At 41.7% G+C, this 22,710-nt stretch carries 24 protein-coding genes; 8 read left to right on the top strand and 16 right to left on the bottom strand.

What is annotated here, in order from left to right; genetic code table 11:
• Window positions 1-152 precede the first annotated feature (152 nt).
• The 8 genes from IGJ45_RS15205 to IGJ45_RS15240 all read right to left on the bottom strand — a co-directional run bounded on the left by IGJ45_RS15205 (window position 153) and on the right by IGJ45_RS15240 (window position 6,886).
• Entirely contained in the window at window positions 153-611 is a 459-nt protein-coding gene (locus tag IGJ45_RS15205) for a GNAT family N-acetyltransferase (protein WP_096710871.1), read from the bottom strand.
• Between the two features lie 156 nt (window positions 612-767).
• Window positions 768-1,283, bottom strand: coding sequence for a YjbQ family protein (locus tag IGJ45_RS15210; protein ID WP_005469964.1), 516 nt, complete (start codon window positions 1,281-1,283; stop codon window positions 768-770).
• Window positions 1,280-1,981, bottom strand: a complete 702-nt coding sequence (locus IGJ45_RS15215) for a triose-phosphate isomerase (protein WP_003127909.1) — start codon at window positions 1,979-1,981, stop codon at window positions 1,280-1,282. The genes IGJ45_RS15210 and IGJ45_RS15215 overlap by 4 nt, the downstream gene beginning before the upstream one ends.
• A 10-nt stretch (window positions 1,982-1,991) precedes the next feature.
• Window positions 1,992-2,825, bottom strand: coding sequence for a class II fructose-bisphosphate aldolase (locus IGJ45_RS15220; RefSeq protein WP_003127908.1), 834 nt, complete (start codon window positions 2,823-2,825; stop codon window positions 1,992-1,994).
• Between the two features lie 14 nt (window positions 2,826-2,839).
• The gene (locus IGJ45_RS15225) at window positions 2,840-3,124 is read right to left on the bottom strand and encodes a PTS sugar transporter subunit IIB (RefSeq protein ID WP_029486244.1); all 285 of its coding nucleotides are present in this window, start codon (window positions 3,122-3,124) and stop codon (window positions 2,840-2,842) included.
• An 11-nt stretch (window positions 3,125-3,135) separates the two neighbouring features.
• Complete coding sequence (locus IGJ45_RS15230) at window positions 3,136-4,473, bottom strand: PTS galactitol transporter subunit IIC (RefSeq protein ID WP_003127905.1); 1,338 nt, start codon at window positions 4,471-4,473, stop codon at window positions 3,136-3,138.
• Window positions 4,474-4,485: 12 nt separating this feature from the next.
• On the bottom strand, window positions 4,486-4,941 hold the full coding sequence (locus tag IGJ45_RS15235) for a PTS sugar transporter subunit IIA (RefSeq protein WP_003127904.1): 456 nt from the start codon (window positions 4,939-4,941) through the stop codon (window positions 4,486-4,488).
• The gene (locus IGJ45_RS15240; protein WP_096710870.1) at window positions 4,931-6,886 is read right to left on the bottom strand and encodes a BglG family transcription antiterminator; all 1,956 of its coding nucleotides are present in this window, start codon (window positions 6,884-6,886) and stop codon (window positions 4,931-4,933) included. Before IGJ45_RS15240 ends, IGJ45_RS15235 begins: the two co-directional genes overlap by 11 nt.
• 196 nt (window positions 6,887-7,082) lie before the next feature.
• Here IGJ45_RS15240 and arr point away from each other — a divergent pair, with 196 nt between their 5' ends.
• The 5 genes from arr (at window position 7,083) to IGJ45_RS15265 (ending at window position 12,380) form a co-directional block, all read left to right on the top strand.
• Window positions 7,083-7,502, top strand: coding sequence for an NAD(+)--rifampin ADP-ribosyltransferase (gene arr / locus IGJ45_RS15245; protein ID WP_003127902.1), 420 nt, complete (start codon window positions 7,083-7,085; stop codon window positions 7,500-7,502).
• Window positions 7,503-7,623: 121 nt separating this feature from the next.
• A complete protein-coding gene (locus IGJ45_RS15250) occupies window positions 7,624-8,550 on the top strand; it encodes an ROK family protein (protein ID WP_003127901.1) in 927 nt (308 codons plus the stop codon).
• 48 nt (window positions 8,551-8,598) lie between these two features.
• The gene (locus IGJ45_RS15255; RefSeq protein ID WP_003127900.1) at window positions 8,599-9,357 is read left to right on the top strand and encodes a MurR/RpiR family transcriptional regulator; all 759 of its coding nucleotides are present in this window, start codon (window positions 8,599-8,601) and stop codon (window positions 9,355-9,357) included.
• A 251-nt stretch (window positions 9,358-9,608) separates the two neighbouring features.
• On the top strand, window positions 9,609-10,919 hold the full coding sequence (locus IGJ45_RS15260) for a PTS sugar transporter subunit IIC (protein ID WP_003127899.1): 1,311 nt from the start codon (window positions 9,609-9,611) through the stop codon (window positions 10,917-10,919).
• A gap of 21 nt (window positions 10,920-10,940) precedes the next feature.
• Window positions 10,941-12,380, top strand: a complete 1,440-nt coding sequence (locus IGJ45_RS15265) for a 6-phospho-beta-glucosidase (protein ID WP_003127898.1) — start codon at window positions 10,941-10,943, stop codon at window positions 12,378-12,380.
• An 81-nt stretch (window positions 12,381-12,461) separates the two neighbouring features.
• Here the strand turns inward: IGJ45_RS15265 and IGJ45_RS15270 are convergent, their stop codons facing one another.
• Window positions 12,462-12,917 carry a hypothetical protein gene (locus IGJ45_RS15270; RefSeq protein WP_021150666.1) on the bottom strand — a complete coding sequence of 152 codons (456 nt, stop codon included), beginning with the start codon at window positions 12,915-12,917 and terminating at the stop codon, window positions 12,462-12,464.
• Window positions 12,918-13,118: 201 nt separating this feature from the next.
• Here IGJ45_RS15270 and IGJ45_RS15275 point away from each other — a divergent pair, with 201 nt between their 5' ends.
• Window positions 13,119-13,742, top strand: coding sequence for a helix-turn-helix domain-containing protein (locus tag IGJ45_RS15275; protein WP_003127896.1), 624 nt, complete (start codon window positions 13,119-13,121; stop codon window positions 13,740-13,742).
• Between the two features lie 201 nt (window positions 13,743-13,943).
• Here IGJ45_RS15275 and IGJ45_RS15280 read toward each other — a convergent pair whose 3' ends face one another.
• Window positions 13,944-14,960 carry a YeiH family protein gene (locus IGJ45_RS15280; protein WP_005469953.1) on the bottom strand — a complete coding sequence of 339 codons (1,017 nt, stop codon included), beginning with the start codon at window positions 14,958-14,960 and terminating at the stop codon, window positions 13,944-13,946.
• Window positions 14,961-15,051: 91 nt separating this feature from the next.
• Here IGJ45_RS15280 and IGJ45_RS15285 point away from each other — a divergent pair, with 91 nt between their 5' ends.
• Both IGJ45_RS15285 and uvrC read left to right on the top strand, forming a co-directional pair.
• Window positions 15,052-15,879: a LysR family transcriptional regulator gene (locus tag IGJ45_RS15285; protein WP_003127893.1), complete on the top strand. Its 828-nt coding sequence runs from the start codon at window positions 15,052-15,054 to the stop codon at window positions 15,877-15,879.
• 178 nt (window positions 15,880-16,057) lie between these two features.
• The gene (uvrC, locus tag IGJ45_RS15290; protein ID WP_003127892.1) at window positions 16,058-17,848 is read left to right on the top strand and encodes an excinuclease ABC subunit UvrC; all 1,791 of its coding nucleotides are present in this window, start codon (window positions 16,058-16,060) and stop codon (window positions 17,846-17,848) included.
• Between the two features lie 170 nt (window positions 17,849-18,018).
• Here uvrC and IGJ45_RS15295 read toward each other — a convergent pair whose 3' ends face one another.
• The 6 genes from IGJ45_RS15295 to IGJ45_RS15320 form a co-directional block, all read right to left on the bottom strand.
• Window positions 18,019-18,795: a DeoR/GlpR family DNA-binding transcription regulator gene (locus IGJ45_RS15295; protein ID WP_021150671.1), complete on the bottom strand. Its 777-nt coding sequence runs from the start codon at window positions 18,793-18,795 to the stop codon at window positions 18,019-18,021.
• A 62-nt stretch (window positions 18,796-18,857) separates the two neighbouring features.
• A complete protein-coding gene (locus tag IGJ45_RS15300) occupies window positions 18,858-19,082 on the bottom strand; it encodes a hypothetical protein (RefSeq protein ID WP_231455762.1) in 225 nt (74 codons plus the stop codon).
• A 6-nt stretch (window positions 19,083-19,088) separates the two neighbouring features.
• Window positions 19,089-19,268, bottom strand: a complete 180-nt coding sequence (locus IGJ45_RS15305; RefSeq protein WP_257007634.1) for a hypothetical protein — start codon at window positions 19,266-19,268, stop codon at window positions 19,089-19,091.
• 70 nt (window positions 19,269-19,338) lie between these two features.
• A complete protein-coding gene (locus IGJ45_RS15310) occupies window positions 19,339-20,019 on the bottom strand; it encodes an IS6-like element IS1216 family transposase (RefSeq protein ID WP_002331383.1) in 681 nt (226 codons plus the stop codon).
• Between the two features lie 144 nt (window positions 20,020-20,163).
• The gene (locus tag IGJ45_RS15315; RefSeq protein WP_021150673.1) at window positions 20,164-20,817 is read right to left on the bottom strand and encodes a bifunctional 4-hydroxy-2-oxoglutarate aldolase/2-dehydro-3-deoxy-phosphogluconate aldolase; all 654 of its coding nucleotides are present in this window, start codon (window positions 20,815-20,817) and stop codon (window positions 20,164-20,166) included.
• 23 nt (window positions 20,818-20,840) lie between these two features.
• The gene (locus IGJ45_RS15320) at window positions 20,841-22,703 is read right to left on the bottom strand and encodes a PTS transporter subunit IIBCA (protein ID WP_003127879.1); all 1,863 of its coding nucleotides are present in this window, start codon (window positions 22,701-22,703) and stop codon (window positions 20,841-20,843) included.
• Window positions 22,704-22,710: the final 7 nt, after the last annotated feature.

Raw genomic sequence — 22,710 nt, forward strand, 5'->3', positions numbered from 1 at the left:
ATTCTTCCTAAAATATCTAGCAGGACCGAGATACGTCGAAGCTTGTTTGGTCGTAGAAAAAAACGTCAAGGCTAGTATGCTCCTAGCATTGACGTTCATCGTATTTTCTGTAGATTATACCTGTTAGATAGAAATAACACGCTGGTTGCTTGTCAAAAGGACTTAGAAAGATAAAGCACAAGATCGTCATTATTGTAACAAGCAGCACCCATTGCCAAGACTTGATTCTCAAACCAGACCCCTGATCCGTCAGGTAAGTAGCCATTTTTTAAATACAGTCGCTGTGCAGTGCCATAACCAGAATGAAGCCCCACACCAATGGTGATCACAGACGAAAATGTTTTGGCTTGTTCTTCTGCAGCTTGGAGCAGCTTAGCGCCGATTCCTTGCCGCTGAAAGTTTTGAAAGACATTTAGATCGGTGATCTCCGGATAGCCATTCTTTTTAAAAGGACCGGCTTTTGCGTGGGGAATCAATGTCGCATAGCCTGCAATCTGTCCCGAGTCTTCCGCGACAAAGACCTGTCGCAGTCCGCGGCTCTGTTCTTGAAGATATCTCTCTAATGTAGCTTGACGACTAGGCCATTGTTGTGCAAGAAACGCTTGATCAATTGATCAACAATCACTAGCTGTCATTGGGCGAATAATCAAATTGATCCCTCCATAAATTTCATTGTCTCATTGATTATAACGCATTTCGGCTCAAGCGTTCAACTTTTCCCATGTCCTTGCAGAATACTGCTGCCCCAGTTGCCACTAGCAGTTGCTTTATTCACCCATCAACATAAGATGGCAGGTTCGATTCCTAACTCGGTTTTGGTCAAAATCCACGAAATAAATATACCCTACAGAACCAATTTCAAGCTTTCCTTCATGTAAAATAAAACTTTCACTCGCCCCGAAAAACGAAGAACGGATATGGGCATCGCCATTTAAAATCGTTGCTGGATCTGTCGGATAGTTAGGATCATCTAGGCTCATCAGAAATTCCAAATGTTTCGGTCCAGGGTAACGATAATTTGTATTTTCCGAGAGTTCTCTAGGCACTAGTTTATCCAAAATGCGATTCAGATCAACTTGTAAAAATTCATCCCCATTAAAATCCGTATCATGCATGAATTCCTCGAAAATGACGGAACAAGTTGTGTGTGGGGATTGGACTAAACAGATGCCGTTTTTGATTTGGCTTCTCTCTACAAAGTCCTTCACTTTTTGCGTAATATTATGATAAGATACCCGATTGCCATTTGATGTCAATGTTAGCTGTTCTTTCGCGAATTTCATCTTTTAATCCCCTCATCTCTTAGCTCAGCAACTTTTTTGATCATTTCTGTCAAAACGTTCTGCGGATCTGGCGCGCAGACGATACCACTGGTGCCACCCGTTCCGTCGGCTCCTGATTGCAGTGCTTTTGCCACATCGTCTGCGGTCGAAATACCAGCCGCTTGTAAAATCTTGATTTCTTTGTTGATGGCACGGATGGCTTGATTGGTTTCTTCCATATAAGAAACGTCGCTCGTTTGACCGGTACCAATCAATTCAGTTGGTTCACAAACCATAATGTCAGGCTGCAGAGCTGCCACTGCTTTAGCTTCTTGCAGTGAATTCGCGCAAGCAATCGTGATGAGCCCCAACTCATCTGCCCGATTAATCGCTTTTGCGAGTTCATCTAATGTCATTGGGTGTTCTGCATGATTGAGAAATGTCGCTGCTACGCCGACATTTGCTACTGATTCAGGTAAGACGTAGCCCATTCCCCGTCCAACAGTCATGCCATCGATGTGTTGAACCGTAATGAACAAATGATTCGTAGCTTGTTTGATCGTTGCGGCATCTGCGTGCTGCACCGTGAACAAGATATCAACGTCATATTTTTCCGCTAATTGATCGGCGGCTTTTGCCAGTGCCAGGGATTCTTTTCCGTATAAATAGGCTTTGGGATTGACTACAAAAAAGGGTGCTCGTAACTGCTTTTTCCTCATGCTTATCCTCCTAACAAGTTTTTGTATGAAAAACGTGATAGTAATGTGCTAGCGTATCTGCCATTCCTTGATTCGCTGCTTTCTTTAGTTCAAAGTAGTCAGCAGGCTGCTGTTCTTGAATCTTGGTCATTGCGGCTGTAACGAAATCTGTAAAGATGTTGATTTTTCGGATCCCGCCTTGTGCACATTTTTCAAGATTTTCATCACCAGAAGAAGAACCGCCATGTAAGACTAACGGAATAGTAATGGCTTGATGGATCTCACTTAGTACATCAAAGTTGATTTTAGGCGTTCCTCGGTAATGCCCATGGGCTGTGCCGATCGAAACGGCTAACGAATCAACATTCGTTTGTTCAGCAAATCTTACTGCTTCATGGAAGTCGGTATAAATCGAATCAGAAAGCCCCGTTGCTTCCAAACTGCCGCCAGAGCCGACATGCCCAATTTCTGCCTCTACGACCACCCCATATTGATGGGCATAATCGGCGATCGCTTTGGAGCGGCGGATATTTTCTTCAAGCGGGTCTTCTGACGCATCGATCATGACAGAAGTGAAGCCTAAACGAATCGCTTCCTTGATGACTTCCTCATCTTGACCATGATCCAAATGCAACGCTACGGGGAAGGCGCTTTTTTCAGCCAAATACTTCCCAATCAGGGCTGCTTCTTCCAAACTCAGCATATCCATATGTGATTGGGCAAAAGCCAAGATCAATGGACACCCTAGCCTAGCAGCCGTTTCAACATAGGTGCGGGCACTGTCTAGATCAAAAAAGTTGGCTGCGGGAATGGCATAGTTGAATTCCTCTGCATGGTCAAACATTTCTTTTGTGGTAACAAGCATTTTGCAAGACTCCTTTATTCTCTGATTTTCTTTTCGATTTCTGCATACATTTCTTCGATACCGATCCCTGTCAATAAAGGCAATCCCATGATGACTTTGTCTTTGATGGAATCAGGGACTACCGTGGTACTCACAACAATGTCGTAATCGTCGATCTTGTTCATTTCATCCGCGACTTTGGATTGATACAATTTGACTTCATTCGTCAGTTCTTTTTCTTTTAGCCATTCTTTGACTTTATTGGTTACGATCGTTGATGTCGCTACTCCGGTTCCACACATGATCAATAATTTTTTCATTGTTCTTCCTCCTACATGACGCTTTGTTTTTTAGGTAACACCTTGTTAACATAGATCAAACCGATGACAACAATCGCACCGATGATCGCTAATCCGCCCCAGCTCAATACTTTTGTCAAACCGACATAAAGCCAGGTAGTCCATAGTCCGCCTTCAGCTAGAGCTGTGATCGTTGAATTTCCTTGTAAGTCAAAATTGGCAGACTTAGCAGCTGTTGTTACTAATGGTGCGACCCAAGAAGTGATATACAAAATACTGGTCATATAAATTGTCCCTGCGATAACCGTCCGGATAATATTTCCGCCAAATACTGCTGCCATCAAACAGACAAGAAACGGAATCGTTGCTAAATCTCCAAAAGGCAATGTCGTATTTCCTGGCAAAACAACCGCTAAAAGTATCGTAATTGGTACGAGTAATAATGACGAAGATAATACTGCTGGATGTCCGACAGAAAGCGCCGCATCCATCCCAATGTAAAGCTCTCTTCCAGGGAAACGTTTCTTCACAAAGTCATTGGCAGACTCAGATATAGGTGTAAGCCCTTCCATTAATAGAGCAACCATTTTTGGCATAATGACCATCACTGCGCCGGTTTTAACTGCTAATTGGCCAGTGCCTGCCACATCATAGCCAGCGAGAATTCCGATGATCAAACCAATCAGAAAGCCCATAACTGTCGAGTCCCCAAAGACACCAAAACGTTTTTGAATCGATTCCGGGTCAGCTTTCCAGTCTCGCAATCCCGGAATACGATCGAATAACCAGTTCATCGGTAAAGCGAAAACAAATCCTGGAGCAGCGGTCCCGTGTGGGAAAGTGATATTCGGGAAACCATAGAATTTATTAATGATCGGTCCTAAAATATCTCCCATCAAAAGAATCATCATTAGATAGATGACGGTTGCAGCGATCCCCATGGCAAAGTTGCCAGTCAAAGCATAGACCAACGAAGAAATGAACGCCGCATGCCAAATATTCCAGATATCGACATTCAATGTTTTCGTCAGGCCAAAAATAATCAAAACAACATTTAACACAACACCGATCGGAATTGCCAGACTTCCTAGAATCGTCCCATAGGAAATCGCAGCTGCTGCCGGCCAGCCAACATCAATCGTCGTCAGATTCAAGCCAAATCGCTCAACCATCTGTTGCGCTGCTGGTCCTAAGCTATTGCTTAACAGGTCGATCACTAGATTCAAGCCCACAAAACCGACACCAACTGTTAAAGCAGATGTGAAAGCCTTGCCTGGTTTCGTTCCCAGAATAAGACCAAAAATAAATATCAAAATCGGGAGTACAACGATTGACCCTAAATCAACAAACCACTGTAACGCATTTAACATGATATTCCCTCCTTATTCCAATCCATACTGTTGCAAAATCATCCGATATTCCTCAACATCATGGATGTCTCTTAACTTTTCCAACACACCATTTTTTTGAAACATTTCGATCAAGTTTTGCAGCATTTGTAATTGTTCGTGCGGCTCCTTTAATGCCAACATAAAGATTAATGAAACTGAAATTTCTTTGTCCCTTGTTCCCATTTCAATGAATGGCAATGGATCTGTCAATGAAAGAAAGCCAACTTGCGATCTCTTGACATACTGACTATCTGTATGAGGAATCGCCACGCCAATCCCATTGATCATCAGACCGGTTGGAAAAACCGCCTCTCTTTTAATCACGTTGTCAAGATACGCCTCTGTCACACATTCATTCTTTAAAAATTCCTCTGTAAGTAGCCGAAATGCTGCTTCTTTAGATTCTACTTCTTTGTTTAATAAAGCAATTTGCTGGTCAAAAAACATTCGGGGTCCCTCCTTTTACAAGTTTACGATAAAGTTCTTCTCGATTTTTACTGCTAACCACCCATCGTATTTCTTCAGGAGAGTTGAATAAATCGTAAATAGATGCAATCAATTCTTTTGCTTCTGACATATTTTTTTCAGCGATTGCCAAGAGAACGACTAATTGAACTTCCGTATCTCCCCATTTTATGGCTTTAGGTAGTGTAACAAATGCTAGTTTTGTTGTTTTGACAGTCTGCGGATCGGCATGCGGAATCGCTACGCCTGTCTTTAATCCGGTACTGCCTAATTCTTCTCGTGCATAAAGTGACTGCTTAAAATCGTTGGTGACTAAATGATGGCTCAAATAACTCTCTGCAAGAAAATCTAAGACGTCTTTTTTGGTGTTAAACGGTTGGTTAATGTACAAAAATGCCGGATCTAGATATTTCTGCAATAGCTCTGATGATTGGTATTTGGATGAATGCAGTTTCTTTTCATTTTCATTCAGGTTTGAAAGATTTGCCGAAATCATGGCAATTTCTTCAGTTGTCGGTAATGGTGAAACATAGAGAACAGGGGGTGACACTTCCTCCAACGGAACAGTTGAAATGATCAAATCCACTAATTCTAGTGATGTACTGGCTAATTTCTCTGCACTGATGATCTCTAAAACTGTCGTAGCAGAAATCGTTTGTTTGATCCGGTTAAAGATCAGCTCAGAAGTGGCTAATCCAGAGCTGCAAACGATCAGCACATGCTTTGTGACTTTGATTTTTTCAAAAGCGAGTTGAAAATGAATCGTTAGAAATGACACTTCATCTTCTGTCAAGAAGAGTGCAAAGTTTTTTTCTAGTCCGCCAATCGCATATTTCGTTAATGTAAACATGGTCGAGTATTGCTTCTTGATCAATCGCAACAAAGGATTTTTGACTAACATGCCATTTTTCAGACGATGGATCATAGGGACAATATGCGAAAGCAGTGCTTGCAACAATAAGTTATCTTGTGTCAAATCAGTATCTAGCAAACGGGACATCTTCTCGATCATTTCTTCCGTTGTTTCGATCACGTTGGCTTCTCTTTTTTCCGTAATCTGCATATACGGCTCAATTCCATGAGCTAAAAGCAATGAACAAATGTATTGGATATCTGTCTCTGCTAGGGAAACAGCTAGTTCACTTTCAATCCGTTCTGCAAAGGAAACAGCAACCATATACAGTTTCATCTGTTTTAATTTCTCAAATCCCAAATTCTCTTGCTGTTCCAAATGTCTTCCTAGACAAATCCGTGAAAGAAAAATTTCCAACGATACCGTCAAGGATTCCACAAAATAACTATTGAGTTGGCGACCAAGTGTTAAGGATATTTCTGAAATCAGTGCTGTAGTCAAGGTAACGATCTTCGGATCAAACAATGTCTGAATGGCAGAGTGATCCAATCTTGCAGAATCTGTATGTTTTTCAAGAAAAGATTTGAAAGTTGCTTGTTGAACAGATTCTTCCTCCTCTAGCTTCAACCCTTTTGCAGACATTGACGCACGAACTTTTTTCTTCTGACAAAAAGCGAATAATTCATCTACATCTTTTTTGATCGACTGATAACTAACGTAGAAATATTCTGCAAATTCTTGGTAATGCATTGGCTTTTTCGAGAAGAAATAATTTGCAAAGATAAACAATTTACGATATTCAGGAGAATATTCGTCAACGATTTTACCTTCAGTAACGATGAGTTTGTAGCCTTTTTCCCTTGCAGTGGGATTCCCTTCAAGCTTGACCCCTCTTCTAGGCAAACGAGCAATGGTCAACCCGTAAGGCTTGATTTTTTCTTCCAGACTCGCCAAATCTGTATAGACTGTTTTTAAAGAAACATAGAGCTGTTCTTGAAAAAAAGCGGCTGGTCTGAACTCTTTTTGTGTCAGCAGCAATTGCAACAACACTTTCTCTCTTTTACTCAAATCCATTTGACCACCTCCAGGAAGCGCTTCCTTAACTATATATTAGGGAATCAGCGCATAATAGTAAATAATATCTGATTACCACATTAATCTGGTAATTGTATCACATAGTGACCATTCCACCACTAGACAAACAGCTTTTCAATCTGGAGGGATTCTTGTATGCTAAGTAAAACAATGAATGATAGAAAGGATGAACCAAATGGAGCACACAAACGATTCATTAGACCGAGGACCTTTTTTCCACGGAACAAAAGCATCATTACAATTAGGCGAATTACTGGAACCAAAAAAAGAATCCAACTTTGAAGCCGGTCGGATCTCAAACTACATTTACTTCACCGCAACATTGGATGCAGCCAAATGGGGAGCCGAATTAGCCAAAGGAACTGGGCAAGAAAGAATTTATTTGGTTGAACCGACTGGGCCTTTTGAAAATGACCCGAACTTGACCGATAAGCGATTCCCTGGTAATCCGACCCGTTCCTACCGTTCTGCCTCTCCGCTGAAAGTCGTCGCAGAATTAGGGGCATGGGAACGGCATTCGGAAGAAGTGATTCAACAGATGTTATCCCACCTGCAGCAACTAACAGAAGATGGAAAAGCCGAAATCATTGATTGACAGTTTTCTTAGCACGCAAACGCCACCCTTGTTTCTGGCCGTCGAAAAGAAAAATATTCCAACAAGTGCCATGCTACAATGCAGAAAAGACACTGATTAAAAGAAGAAAGTAGGAATAACGATGTATGTAGGATTTGATATTGGCGGCACAACGATCAAATACGGGGTTCTTGATGAAACAGGAGCAATTCTGGAAAAAAATATGCTTCCGACAAACTACGATCCCCAGTCTTTCTATCAAAATTTAATCACAATTATTAATGAAGCTAAAAGTCGCTATCCGATCGCCGGGATTGGGATCAGTGCGCCGGGCATCGTGCAAAAAGACGGTTTGATGCTGACAGCTGGCGCCATCAAACCATTGTACGGCGAGAATTTCAAAACCACATTAGAAGAATGCTGTGGTTTACCAGTTTCTGTCGAGAATGATGCCAATGCAGCCGCCATCGCAGAGAAATGGATCGGCAATGCCCAATCCTTCTCCAATTACCTTTGCCTCGTCTTAGGAACTGGTGTAGGCGGAGGGATCGTAATCAATGATCAAGTGTATCGCGGTGCCCACGGCATGGCAGGAGAATTTGGCTGGATGGTGATCGACGCCTTGCCTTCTACAGGTAATAGTGAGGAAGTTTCGATCAATCGTAAAGCTGCTGTCGTTGATGGGCTCGTTCGGATCTACAATCAAAAAGGCGGTCAGCTGGCAGGATTTCAAGCGACGACAGATGCTCGAGAAATTTTTCAGCGCGCACAGATGGGAGAAACATTAGCAGAAACAGTGACCCAACAGTTCCTGACAGATTTGTCCGTCGGGTTGATCAATTTGATCAGCTGTTTCGATCCAGAAGCCATTTTGATTGGCGGTGGTATCAGTGCCAACCCATATTTCTTTGAACGACTGCAACAGACATTAACAACTGTCGAAACACAACACGCTGCCATCAACTATTTGCGGGGAAAAACGATTGCTCCTGTGCTGCCTGCCAAATTGCAAAATGACGCCGGATTAATTGGTGCAGTTTATCAGATTCATCAGCAACTCACTCGCTAAATCATGGTATACTCGTCATATACTCTTATGGGATAGCGAGGAACATTTATGGCCGTTTTTCAGCATTTGAACTTAAACAAATTGTCTTCAGTCGAACAAGAGATCTATCGCTTTATTGTCAATAATTTAGAAAAAGTCCCTTATATGCGAGTACGGGATATTGCAGATGATGCCCATGTTTCTTCCACTTCTGTCTTTCGTTTTGTTCAAAAAGTGGGATTCGATTCCTTTCCTGAATTTCGCTTTTATATCAAGACCCATTTAGAAAAAGTCCATTATGAAGAACATCAAAAACAGTTATCCCTTGAAGAACGCATCCGTGGATTGAACATGACGATTTTCCATCCCGATGTCGAATACCAAATCAAGAAGATGGCGCAAACACTGCGAGATGCGGACTGTATTTTATTTATGGGGATGGGGGCGTCTGGAGCAATTGCACAGTATGTCGCCCGCAAGCTCGCAAATATCGGCTACTTCTGCATCAGCATCGATGAATTGACTTACCCGATCCGCAGCTTCTTACGAGCCGATCAAAAAAACGTTCTGGTTTTCTTGAGTGTTTCTGGTGAAACAAAAGAATTGATCGAAGTCATTACTGGATTAGCTAATAAAGCGATTGCCCAAAAATATTGTATTACGAGAAATAAAGAGAGTTCTCTTGCCCATTTATGTGACTACTCGATCGAATACGCAGTCAAAGAAGAGCGCAAAGACATCTTCCTCGATCTGACTAGCCAGCTTCCAGCCATCGCCATCGTGGAAACACTGATTGGTTATTTACAAGATGAACCTACCCCTCAATGATGAACGAGCACAGAAAGTACCAGACAACGAAGAACGCCCTAGCCAGAACACTCGCTTTACAGCAGCAGTTTTCTGACTAGTGGCTGCAATCAAGCGTTTGTCTTGCTGCTTTCTGTTTTTTGTAACCACTTGTTCCGACTGTGGAATAAATTTCTTCCTCACAGAATTTGATTCTAAAAACGAATGCGCTTACTTTTTCAGGCAACCTTTCGCTATAATAAGTCCATCAAATAGAGAAAGGTGTTACTGTTATGCAAAAATTTAATGATCTACTAGACCGGTCCTTGGTACCAATTGCCACCAGATTGAATAACCAGCGACACGTCGCAGCGATTCGTGATGCATTTATGTTGATTTTCCCGTTGACGATTTCTTCTTCATTAGTTATTTTGGTCAACAATATCTTATTTTCCAACGATAGTTTTATCGTGCAATTATTTCAACTCTCAAAAATCTTTCCCAATTTAGAAAGTGCCCAGCAAGTACTGGCATCTGTTGCTAACGGAACCATCAATATCATGAGCGTATTCATTGCTTATCTGGTTGCCCAACTGCTAGCAAAACACTTTGATGCAGATGCGACACTAGTTGGTTTGACAAGTGTAGCTGCGTTTATGATTTTATATCCGACTTCTTTCTCAGTTGACGGTGTCAATGCCATCTCCACCCAATATTTAGGCGCACAAGGCTTATTCGTCGCCATGATCGTTGCTTGTCTGGTAGGAGAATTCTTGCCGAAACTATTCAAAGTCAAACGATTACAGATCAAAATGCCCGATATGGTACCGCCGGCAGTTTCCCGTTCGTTTTCTGGAATGATTCCTATCGTGATCATCGTAGCAGTTACCGCATTGATCAATTTCCTAGTACTGATGATTGCGCCAGAGGGCATCAATGAATTGATCTACAAAGGGATCCAAAGTCCGTTGCGTGATTTAGGAGGAAATGTCGTTGGTGTCTTGATTTTAGCTTTCTTACAAACACTGCTCTTCTCCATCGGGATTCACGGACCAAATACATTGAATGCCGTTCGTTCAGCAATTTTTACAGAACAGGATTTAGCCAACTTGGATTTCATCAATCAAGGCGGTTCCTTGTGGGATGTACCTTACAAAGAAACGTGGGGCGTTTTGAACGACATGTTTGCTAATATGGGCGGAACGGGAATGACGTTAGGGCTGATCATTGCCATTTTCATCGCCTCGAAGCGACCAGAACAACGGGAGATCGCTAAGATGTCACTTGTTCCAGGAATCTTTCAGATCAACGAACCGATTATCTTCGGGTTACCGATCGTCTTGAATCCGATTATGATCATTCCCTTTATATTGACTCCAATGGTCAATATTCTAGTTGGTTATTTTGTAACAGTCATTTGGCCGATCATGCCGACACCAGCAATCGGTGTGCCTTGGACCACACCGGGAATCATCAACTTATTCCTAGGAACTGGCGGAAATGCAGTAGCTGCAATCGTTGGTGTGGTCTGTCTGGCGATTTCCGTATTGATCTACTTGCCATTCGTGATTGCTTCAAACCGTTCACAAAAAATCGAAGCGTAACTTTTTTAGGAGGAAAGAATTATGAGCAGCAAAATGCCAAAAGATTTTCTATGGGGTGGCGCAATTGCTGCCCATCAAGCAGAAGGGGCTTGGAATGTCGCAGGACGCGGCATGAGTATTGCTGATGTGATGACTGCTGGAGGAAACGGGATTCCTCGTGAAATCACGAGAGGCATCAAAGAAGATGTGTATTATCCTAATCACGAAGCGATCGACTTTTATCACCGCTACAAAGAAGATATTCAATTATTCAAAGCGTTAGGCTTAAAGTGTCTGCGTACATCGATCTCCTGGAGCCGTATTTTTCCAACCGGCCAAGAGGACGAGCCCAATGAAGCAGGCCTGCAATATTATGATGACCTTTTTGACGAACTATTAAACAATGGGATCGAACCAATCATTACACTGTCTCATTTTGAAATGCCTTATGCGATTTATGAAACCTACGGTGGCTTTGTCAATAAAGCCGTGATTCCCCTCTTCGTTAAATTCGCAACCTGCGTTTTTGAACGCTACAAAGATAAAGTCACCTACTGGATGACATTCAATGAAATCAATAATCAAGCAGACGGACAGGAACCATTACATGTCTGGACAAACTCCGCCATGATCATCGAAGAAGAAAGCAAGAAAGAAGAACTGGTCTTTCAAGCGGGTGTCAACGAACTGATCGCTAGTGCGGCGGCAGTCATTGAGGGGAAAAAAATCAATCCAGACTTTCAAATCGGCTGTATGATGGCTTATGTCCCAATCTATCCTTATTCCTGTGCACCAGAAGATTTGATGGCTTCGGTCAAAGCCAATGAACGTCGTTACTTCTATAGTGACATCCACGTCAGAGGAAAGATTCCGACCTATGCACAAACTTACTGGCAGCAAAAAGGGATCAAAATCCAAATCAGTGAGGAAGAGAAGGCTTTACTAAAGGCAGGGACTGTTGATTATATTGGTTTCAGCTATTATATGTCAGGAACGATCACGACATTGGAAACTGTCGAAGGCCAACCGACCGACGATATCCCTCACGCAAAAATCGTCCGTAATCCCTATATCACCGCGACGGATTGGGGATGGCCAATTGATCCCGTAGGACTTCGCTATGTTTTAAACACGATCTATCAACGTTATGACTTGCCGCTCTTTATCGTAGAGAATGGCTTTGGTGCCTATGATCAATTAACAGAAGAAAACACGATCCATGATCCCTACCGTATCTCTTATTTACGTCAGCACATCGAACAACTGGAGAAAGCAGTAATAGAAGATGGTGTACCCGTCTTAGGTTATACTCCTTGGGGAATCATCGATATCGTCAGTTTCGGCAGCGGAGAAATGGAGAAACGCTACGGCATGATCTATGTTGATAAAGACAATGCTGGCAACGGAAGTCTGCAACGCTTGAAAAAAGATTCCTTTGCTTGGTATCAACGGGTCATCGCTACGAACGGTGAAGAACTTTAACAGAAGTCTTGCTACTATCCCAAAAGTAAAAGCGACTACCTAAAAGACTGTTCTTTCAGGTGGTCGCTTTATTAAGGTTTCTTATTTGATTTCCTCTATACTAGAAGTGATTACCCAGTCATCCATGTTCTTCCCTCGTTGATACGTAAAAGGTTCAATCGCTTCCAGTTCAGCAATTCGATAAATGGCCAAAAATTTCTTTCCTGCCCAACGCTCCATTTGTTTTTTGGATAAATTTAATTCTGATTGGTGCTGCTCAACAAATTGTTGTGATTCTTCAGGTGTCATTTTCTCCGTTTCAATCACGTTCTCAATCATGCCACGATGAGTAACTAAAAGATCGCCACCTGTTTCCACGAAGTAGACACGGTCGCCAACTTTTGCGCGTCCACCTAACGGAGATTTGCGCCCTGCTGCCCCACGGATGATGGCGTTCTTTTCTCCCGCCAACAATTTCTGCAGCTCTTTGCCTTCTTTGTTTAGATAGACTAGATGCTCCGCTACTCCTTCTTTGCCTTCAACCCAAGAACTCACCATTTCCTTTTCTCCTTTTTTCGATTATCATAGCAGAAGAAAGCGGTTTAGACTACAAATTTTTCATGTCATTTTAATCAGCTAGTTCCCCTTACAAATGACGAAAAATGCGAATATATCAGCAATTCAACGAATCGTTGCGTTCTTTATTTCCTGATTCAACGATTCATTTCTTGCACCTATCAATCAAAGGAGGCTACTCTGATGGTAGAGATTGGAGAAAATATCAAAAAGTTGCGCAAAGCAAAAAGGATGACCCAAAAAGAGGTGGCTAATCAATTGAATGTCACGCCGCAAACGATTTCTAAATGGGAGCGAAATATCAGTTATCCGGATTTGGATATGTTAGTCAAGCTAAGTCAGTTGTTCCATATTTCAACCGATGCTCTTTTAGGCAATACAAAACCAACTTTTTTTGCTTCCTTATTCTCAAAAAAGAAAAGAGGGAAAACGATGGAAAAAGTACCAGCAACTCCGTCCACTATCCAAACAGACAAGCTGTCCTCATCTGAGAAACAGATCATGATTTTTAGTGTCAGCAGCTGGATAACCGAGGGAGAACTGCAAACACAACGTCTGCAGTTAAAATTACAGAAATATTTTACTGTTCAAAGGCAGCCGATTGCGGTAGAGATGTACAGCTTGTCAAAAGTCGCAGAAAAAGCGCCAGCTGCTGATTTGATCCTCCTGACTCCTGAAGCTCAATTTGCATTAAAAGAACTACAAGAAGCCGTACCACACACCCCGATTCTTTTGCTTAGTAGCCAAGAGTACGGTCTACTACCGATTGAACAAATCGCTGAAAAAAGTTTGCAAGCCATGCTTTAGAGCGTTCAACAAAAATAGAGCGTGGAACAAAAGTAAAAAACACTTTTGTTCCACGCTCTAAACACGTCTAAACGGTGAGAGGCGAAGCAACTCCTTCGGAAATAAGTCGAAATACCCCCAAATTTGAAAAGTAATTTCCGTGTATTCCTCCTTATTTCTCGGAGTTTAATACTTCTGTCCCAGCCTCTTTCTTATCCTGTATTAGATTTTCAGCAACCAGATCAAGCTGAGCGCTGCAATTGTTTGAACCAAACCGACTGAAAGTCCATAGAAAAGGAACTTAGGTCCTTCTTTCATGAATTTACGGAAGTCTAAGCGCAAGCCGATTGCTGCAAGGGCGATGGTCTCAAACCAGGTACTGATGAAATGTGCAGCATCATTCAACCAACTTGGCAATGCAACGAAGCTGTTCAAGATACAAATCAGCAAAAAACCTAAAACATACCAAGGAATACGCAACGATCGTTTTTGTTTTACGACGGATGCGGATTGATTTTGTTGCGACACCATTCGTTCGAAAATCAAAACCACCACGACCAATAAAATGATCCGAGCGATCTTAAACAGCATGGCATATTTGACAATCTCTGCATCAAGTAAGCTGGCACCCGCTACGACTTGCCCTACGGATTGTAGCGTTCCTCCCAACAGTGCGCTTTTTTGTAAAACATCCGAACCAAACAACGCCAGACCAAGAAACGGCAAAGTCAACATCATCACTGTTCCTAACAAATTGACGAGTGTGATGATCTGCCCTTTTTCTTCATCATCGGCTTGGATGGCTGGTGCAATCGCGCCAATCGCAGAAGAACCGCAGACCGCATTGCCTCCTGCCATCATCAAACTCATTTTTTGATTGAATCCCAACTTCTTGCCAATCAAGTAAGCCGCAGTAATAACGATCGTCATCATCAATACGATGAAAACAAAACCACGAATCCCCATCTCACTGATCGTTTGAAAGGTAACAGTAAATCCTAGCAATACAACCGAATATTCTAAAAGCCGACTTTCTGCAAATTTCGTTCCTTGCGCATACTGTTTTTGATTGAAGAACGTATTGCCTAGAACGATCCCTAATAAAATCGCCAAAGTCGCTCCTCCTAATTGCGGCAGCCAAAGAGCCAAGACTTTCGCTACAGCCGCTACAATAAATGATAACAACAAGCCAGGTAAAAATGGCTGCAGATTGACGGGTTTGATTTTTTCAACATTCATTCTTGTCCATCCTTTCATACTGCCTTATATTATACACAGCATTTTTCATCTATAACATTTATTGATATAATAGTTTTAATAGGATTTTATAATGGAAGTGATTACACTGCTGGAAAAACTAGAAACGTTCAAAATCGTTTACGAAACACAGAATTTCTCGAAAGCCGCTGAGTTGCTGTTCGTGTCTCAACCTACCGTCTCCGCCCATATCAAACAATTAGAAGAAGAATTGAATACCCAACTTTTCATTCGAAATGGCCGCATGAACATTTCAGCAACCCCACAAGCTCACCTGCTTTATCAAAGAGGGCTGAATTTATTGGACGATTGGCAGCATCTCTATCAAGAGATCCAACAAGGTACGCAACAGTTGGTTCCATGCCGGATAGGTGTTTCCCATACTTTTGCGATCTATTTGCTGCCGGATTTGCTGATGCGCTTATACACTCGCTTTCCCCACATCCAATTTCAAGTAGAGATGATGAACTCTGCCGCTGTCCTGCATGCGGTAGAGCAACACGAGCTTGACCTAGGGATCATTGAAAAGCCCTTATCCGCTGCTACCGTGGAGCGATACCCATTGATGAGTGACCAGCTAGTATTGGCTGGCGATCCGGCAGTCGGACCGTGGCTTGTGCGAGAACAAAGTTCTGGGGTTTATTATTATATGAAACGCTATCTAGAAGAGCAAAATATCCAGACGCCTATTTTACAAATCGCCAATAATGAGATGATCGTTGCATTGTTGAAAAAAGGCTTCGGCTGTTCAATCATTTCTGCACGAGCTGCTGGAGATGTCCCCCATGAAGATTTAGGCGAGCGTTATCGCCGCCAATTTTATTTGGTCAAACGGACCCGCGATTCCTATAAAGAATTTGCTGCTTGTGCTTCTTTTATCCGACAATGGCAGGAGGAATAATCGGTGTCTCTTGATGCCATCAGGCAACTTCTTAATCTTTTCTTACGATTGAACTGATTTTTTTGGTAAAAAAACTCATTCATTGTTTCTTAATTATTTTGTGATAGAATAATAGGGGCTCTGACGTTCCCCTATAAAGTAAAACAGATGTGAACGACCACCTAGAAAGGACCCTGAAATGAAGGAACAGATCAAAAACAAATTAGCTCTCTTACCCGATCAACCTGGTTGTTACTTGATGAAAGACAAAAATGGTACGATCATCTATGTAGGTAAGGCGAAGATTTTAAAAAATCGTGTACGTTCCTATTTTACAGGAAGTCATGACACGAAAACGGAACGCTTAGTTCAGGAGATCGCCGACTTTGAATATGTCGTCACTGAATCCAATACTGAAGCGCTTTTGTTAGAAATCAATCTCATTCAAAAAAACAAACCAAAATACAATATTATGTTGAAGGACGACAAGTCCTATCCATTTATCAAAGTTACGAATGAACGCTATCCTAAATTGATCATCACCCGCAAAGTGTTGAAAGATGGTGCGCTTTACTTCGGTCCTTATCCGGATGCCCGAGCAGCGAATGAAACAAAACGGATCTTGGACCGCTTGTTTCCATTACGCAAATGTGGTGCATCGCAAAAACGCCCTTGTCTCTACTATCATTTGGGACAGTGCGTCTGTCCTTACGTTCATCACATGGATCCCAAGGAATACCGAAAAATCGTTGATCAAGTCAAACACTTTTTCCACGGTGGCCATGTTGAGATCCAAAAAGAACTAAAGGAAAAAATGGGCGAAGCGATTGAATCCCTTGAATTTGAACGTGCTGCGGAACTGCGCGATCAAATCCAAGCCATCGATACCGTTATGACGCGTCAAAAGATGACTTTGACCGATCTGCTTGATCGCGACGTCTTCGGTTACAGTGTGGACAAAGGCTGGATGTGTGTCCAAGTGTTCTTTATCCGCCAAGGAAAATTGATTGAGCGGGAAGTCTCCTTGTTTCCTTTTTACAACGAAGCGGAAGAAGACTTTTTGACATTCATCGGTCAATTCTACCAAAAGAACGAGCACTTCATCCCAAAAGAAATTTTTGTCCCCCAAACGATTGAACGGGAACCTCTAGAAGTGCTGCTAAAAACGAAAGTCTTGCAGCCACAACGAGGTGACAAGAAAAAATTGGTCGACTTAGCCAATAAAAACGCGCAAATCGCATTGGATCAGAAGTTTGCTCTCATCGAGCGGACAGAAGAACGAACCATCGGGGCGGTGGAAAAATTAGGTGAAGCCATGGGCATTTCGGCCCCTTATCGCATCGAGGCGTTTGACAACTCTCACATTATGGGAACCGATCCAGTTTCTGCAATGGTCGTCTTTGTGGACGGCAAGCCTTCAAAAGATGATTACCGAAAATACAAAATCAAAACCGCACAAGGCGGTGATGATTATGGCTCGATGCAGGAAGTGATCTACCGGCGCTACTCGCGAGTTTTGAAAGAGAAATTGCCATTTCCTGACTTGATCGTCATCGATGGTGGCAAAGGTCAAGTAGGCGCCGCACAAGATGTCTTGCATAACCAGTTAGGATTAGATATTCCAGTAGCTGGTCTTGTCAAAAACAATAAACATAAAACCAGCGAGTTACTGTTTGGCGATGATCTGCAGCCGATTCAGCTCGAACGAAATTCAGTCGAATTCTTTTTGCTGCAAAGAATCCAAGATGAAGTTCATCGGTTTGCCATTACTTTCCACAGACAATTGCGCAGCAAGAACAGTTTCTCTTCAAGATTGGATGAAATTCCTGGTTTAGGACCAAAACGTAAGCAACAGCTGATGAAAACCTTCAAATCGCTTAAAAACATTCAAGCAGCTTCCGTGGCAGAGATCCAGCAAGCGGGCATTCCGCAAGCCGTTGCCGAAACAATTTTAGAAAAATTATCCGATCAAAAGAAAACCACGTCCTAGAAACACTCGGACGTGGTTTTTGCTGGAATGAATCATCGAATTGTTTGGAAAGGCCACTAAGACATAAACGTGCTCTCAAGGGAATAGCGGAATGTTTCGTTCCCTTTCAGGCCTGTCTCTTAGATGGCTCTTTCACAAAATTCGTTACCCAGATATCTAGATATGTTTTCCTAAGCAATCAACAAGTTGACACGCAAGCCATCCAGTTCAGCTTTCTGCTCTTGTGTGATATGAGAATCTGTAATCAAATAATCACATTCATCTGGTGCAGCAAATTGCTTGAAACTCCGCTGATTGATCTTGCTGGATTCACATAGAACAATTTTGATCCGACTAATATTGATCAGGCTTTTCTTCATTTCAGCCGTTTCGTAATTAGGAGTTGAATGCCCATAATTCTTGTCAAAAGAAGTGGTGCCTAGAATCACTTTATCCACGGAAAAACCCGCTAATCCCAATGCCACAGAACTGCCTGAAACATAGGGATAGCCATTTCGAATGGTACCGCCAATGACTTGCACTTGATAATTGGTTTTCTCACTTATCAATAAGGCAATCTCCAAATCATAGGTCAAAATCGTCAAATGCTTCAGTGGACTGTTGATCAATTTTTCTGCAAACGCACGGCAAGATGTTCCTGTATCAATCGCCAAAATATCATTTTCTTCGATCAATCGGACCGCACGTTCAGCGATGCGGTATTTTTCATTGGTAAAGGCCCGATTTTTGGGGATCGTCTCAACACTTCGTTGAAATTCACGTTTAATCACGCCACCGTGGGTTCGAGTGACTAACCCCTCATTCTCAAGTTCTCGTAAATCATTGCGGATCGTTGAACCCGTCACATTGAAAAGTTCCGCCAACTCAGCAACTTGCATCCGGTTTTTCTCATTGACTATTTTAACGATTGATTGTTTTCTTTCCTCTGCGTACAATTGATCATCCATCTTCTATCACCTTTTTGTGTTTTGTTTCATTATAAAAGAAACTGAAAATGGAAGCAATCAAACTAAAATGATTCGTCAAAGACAATGACATTTTTCAAACCTACTGCATTGACAGCATTTTCAAGCGCCTGAGGAAACTCATTGATTGTGTAACATTTTGTAATCAATTTTTTCAACGGAATTCTGCCACTAGCAACTAGCTGTGCGGATGTTCGATAGCCTGCCAAGCTGGCACGAGTACAACCAAAAACGCGTAATTGTTTGTAATGAAGAATGTTCGTGTTCAATTTGACTTACTCTTTCTCCTTTGGCAAGCCGCCAAAGAAGAGACAGCGACCGTTTGTCGCCATATAACTGAAACTTGCTTCTTGTGCCTGTGGTGCCGGCGCGGCAATAATACACAGGTCTACCCCTTGACCATTGGTTTCAGCAAAAACTTTTTCCTGCAATCCATCAGAGGTCAATGGAACCAAGTCGGGAATTATTTCCGGTTCTGTTGCAAAGTTTTAAATAAAGAATAAAATCCCTTACGGTATCTATGATTTAAGCTGGGATTCCCAATAATACCTTGATTTCAGTACAGACCGAAAACCCGAAGAGAGTGCCTTCTTTTCGGGTTTTCTTATATAATCCTCGAATGGCTTCCATGCCTTTAATCGTGGTAGAGGCAGTGCGTAAACTTCGATAGAATTTATTGCGTCTCTTTACTGGACGATGGTCTTGTTCGATCAAATTATTCAGGTATTTAATGGTACGATGTTCTGTCCCTTGATAAAAGCCGTATTCTTTTAGTTTCTTAAAGGCACTTGTAATAGAGGGGGCTTTATCTGTGACTACAACCTTCGGTTCATCAAACTGCTTCACTAACCGCTTAAGAAAAGCATAGGCTGCTTGTGTGTCCCGTTTTTTACGTAACCAAATATCCAAGGTTAAACCATCTGCATCGATGGCTCGATACAAATAATGCCATTTTCCTTTAATTTTGATGTACGTTTCATCCATTTTCCATGAATAAAAGGATTTTTTATTTTTCTTTTTCCAAATTTGATAGAGTAGTTTGCCATATTCTTGCACCCAACGATAAATCGTCGTATGAGAAACGTTAATGCCACGATCATATAAGATTTCTTGAACTTCACGATAGCTAAGGTTATAACGAAGATAGTAGCCCACGGCTACAATAATCACATCCTGCTGAAATTGCTTTCCTTTAAAATGACTCATCGTCATTCCTCCTGCTATCTTTTTCTATTATTCTACCTTATCTGATAGTAGATTTAAAACTTTGCAATAGAACCATTATTGTCACTTAGACGTTCATTGTTACAGGTGGAAAGGCGAAGCATGATCTCACCCAGTGTCAATATTTTAGTCATAAAGATCATCCTTAATCTTTTTAAATTCTGTCATGTATTCTTTAGCGATACGCGTGACACCTTTATAGTCTCCAGTTTCAGCGGGCTTCAAAAGATTGCCCCCGACGCCGACTGTTACCACACCTGCCCTGAACCAGTCTTTCATGTTTTCCAACGACACCCCTCCGGTTGGCATAATATTTATCTGTGGCAAGGGGGCTTTGAAGGCAGATATGATTGCTGGGCCATATGCCGATCCGGGAAATAATTTTACGATATCTACGCCTGCTTTTAGAGACTCTTTTATCTCCGTTACGGTTAGACACCCTGGTAAATAAGGTATTTGATACAGGTTACAAACTTCTGCTGTTGCTTGATCGAAGGTCGGACTAACTATAAATTCAGCTCCTGCCATTATGGCTAAACGGGCAGTAGTGACATCTAAAACTGTTCCCGCACCAATTACTACGCTAGAATCCAAGTTCTCCGAAACTAATTCCCTAATAACCTCTGCAGCATTAGGCAATGTAAAAGTAACTTCGATTCCCTTTATTCCACCTTGAATCAATGCTTCACAGGATCGTTTTCCTTGTTCTTTAGAAGCTCCGCGAACTACCGCAATGACACCTGATTCTTCAATTTTAGTTAATAATTCTACACGTTTCATTCTTTAGCACCCTTCTCCGTCTTTCAAACGATACTTCCTATCTCATTTCCATTCATCTGCATCCCATACTGAATAGTTAAATGAGGATCTTTCATTTCAGGAAAAACAACCATAATCGAAGTATCCTTATTGTTTTCCTTCAAAAGAGATAGATCAATTTCTGCTAACAACGTATTCTTTGTGACTCTTTCGTTTTCTTCTACTAGAATATTATAGCCATTACCTTGCAATTCCACGGTATCAATCCCCATATGAATCAATGCTTCTTCTCCATGCTCACCTTTGATGATTATGGCGTGTTTTGTAGGAAAAATTGACATAATCGTTCCATTAAACGGTGCATACACCTGTCCATTTTCTGGCTTGATCGCAAATCCTTCACCCATCATTTTCTTTGAAAAAACGGGATCATTAACATCTGTGATTTTTACAACATATCCTTGAACTGGGTTATAGATCTTTTCATGTCCAGCTTCTTTGACAATCCCTTTCTTCTGTTCTTCTTGTTCCATTGCTTCATTAGGGTCGAAAAAGAAATAGACCAATCCGCCAGATACAATCATTCCCGTTAAATGAATAATGAAATAATCTTTGATACCAGTTGCGCTATACAAATAAGTAACAATTCCGGGTATAGCTGCCACACCCATACCAGTACTTTTAGCATGTAACAATCCTGCAACTAAACCCGCAGTTGCCCCACCTGTTAAGGCAAAAAGGAACGGTTTGCCAAATTTTAGATTCACTCCGAAGATCGCTGGCTCTGTGATCCCCAAGAAAGCTGGCAATGAAGCCGACATCAAAAAGCCACGTTTCTTTTTATCCTGAACTTTCCATCCAGTTACTAAGGCCGCAGTTGCTTGTGCAATAATTCCACCAGTAATCATTGCATTAAATGGGTTAAATCCCGTATTCGCTAACAAATCTGTTTCCAAAGCCAAAAATATATGATGCATTCCAGTGACAACAATGGCTTGTTGCGTTCCTCCAATAATCAAACCGCCTAATCCGAAGGGTAAACCAATTACTGCTTTTGCAGCGCCCAAAACAAGCAATTCAATGTATTGGCAAATTGGACCAATGATAATCAAACCTAATAATCCAGCAACTAAAATCGTTGTAAATGGTGTGACAATCAAATCAAGGACATCAGGAACTTTCTTTTTTAGTGCTTTTTCCGTTTTTGCGGCTATAATCGCCACCATTAGGGCCGGTAATACCGAACCTTGATAACCTACAACATTCAAATCTAATCCGAAAAACGTAAATGTAATCGCGTCTGCTACCCCTTTAGCGACATCGCTAGGATTTGGTAACAACGGGTTGACCAACATCAAACCCAGAACAATCCCTAACACTGGACTTCCACCAAATTGCTTCATTCCCGCCCATGCAATCAGTACAGGCAAAAATGTGAAAGCTGTTTTCATCAAAATAGTTGCGATTGTCAAAACATTTGGGTTCATTTCTACACCAAAAGCGTTGATACAATTGATAAAACCGCTAAATAATCCGGTAGCAACCAAAACTGGAATAACTGGAATGAAAATATCCCCTAAAATTCGCGATACTTTTTTAGGTAAAGACATCCCCTCATATAGATCGCCTTTAATATCTGTATTTAACTCAGTACTCGTATTTCCAACCACAATAGCATACACACGATCAACAAATCCCGTTCCAAGAATAATCTGGTATTGCTCTCCAGCAAAAAATTGCCCCTTTACCCCATCAATATTTTCAATCTCAGCTTCGTTAACTACTTTTTTGTCGTTCAAGGTCAAACGCAAGCGTGAGGAACAGTGTCCTACAGCTCGAATGTTTTCTTTTCCACCAATCGCTTCAATGATTGCATTTGCTACCATAACATCTTTATTTTGATTCATTTTTTAA

The sequence above is a fragment of the Enterococcus sp. DIV0574 genome, from assembly GCF_051711125.1.
Lineage (GTDB): Bacteria > Bacillota > Bacilli > Lactobacillales > Enterococcaceae > Enterococcus_D > Enterococcus_D gallinarum.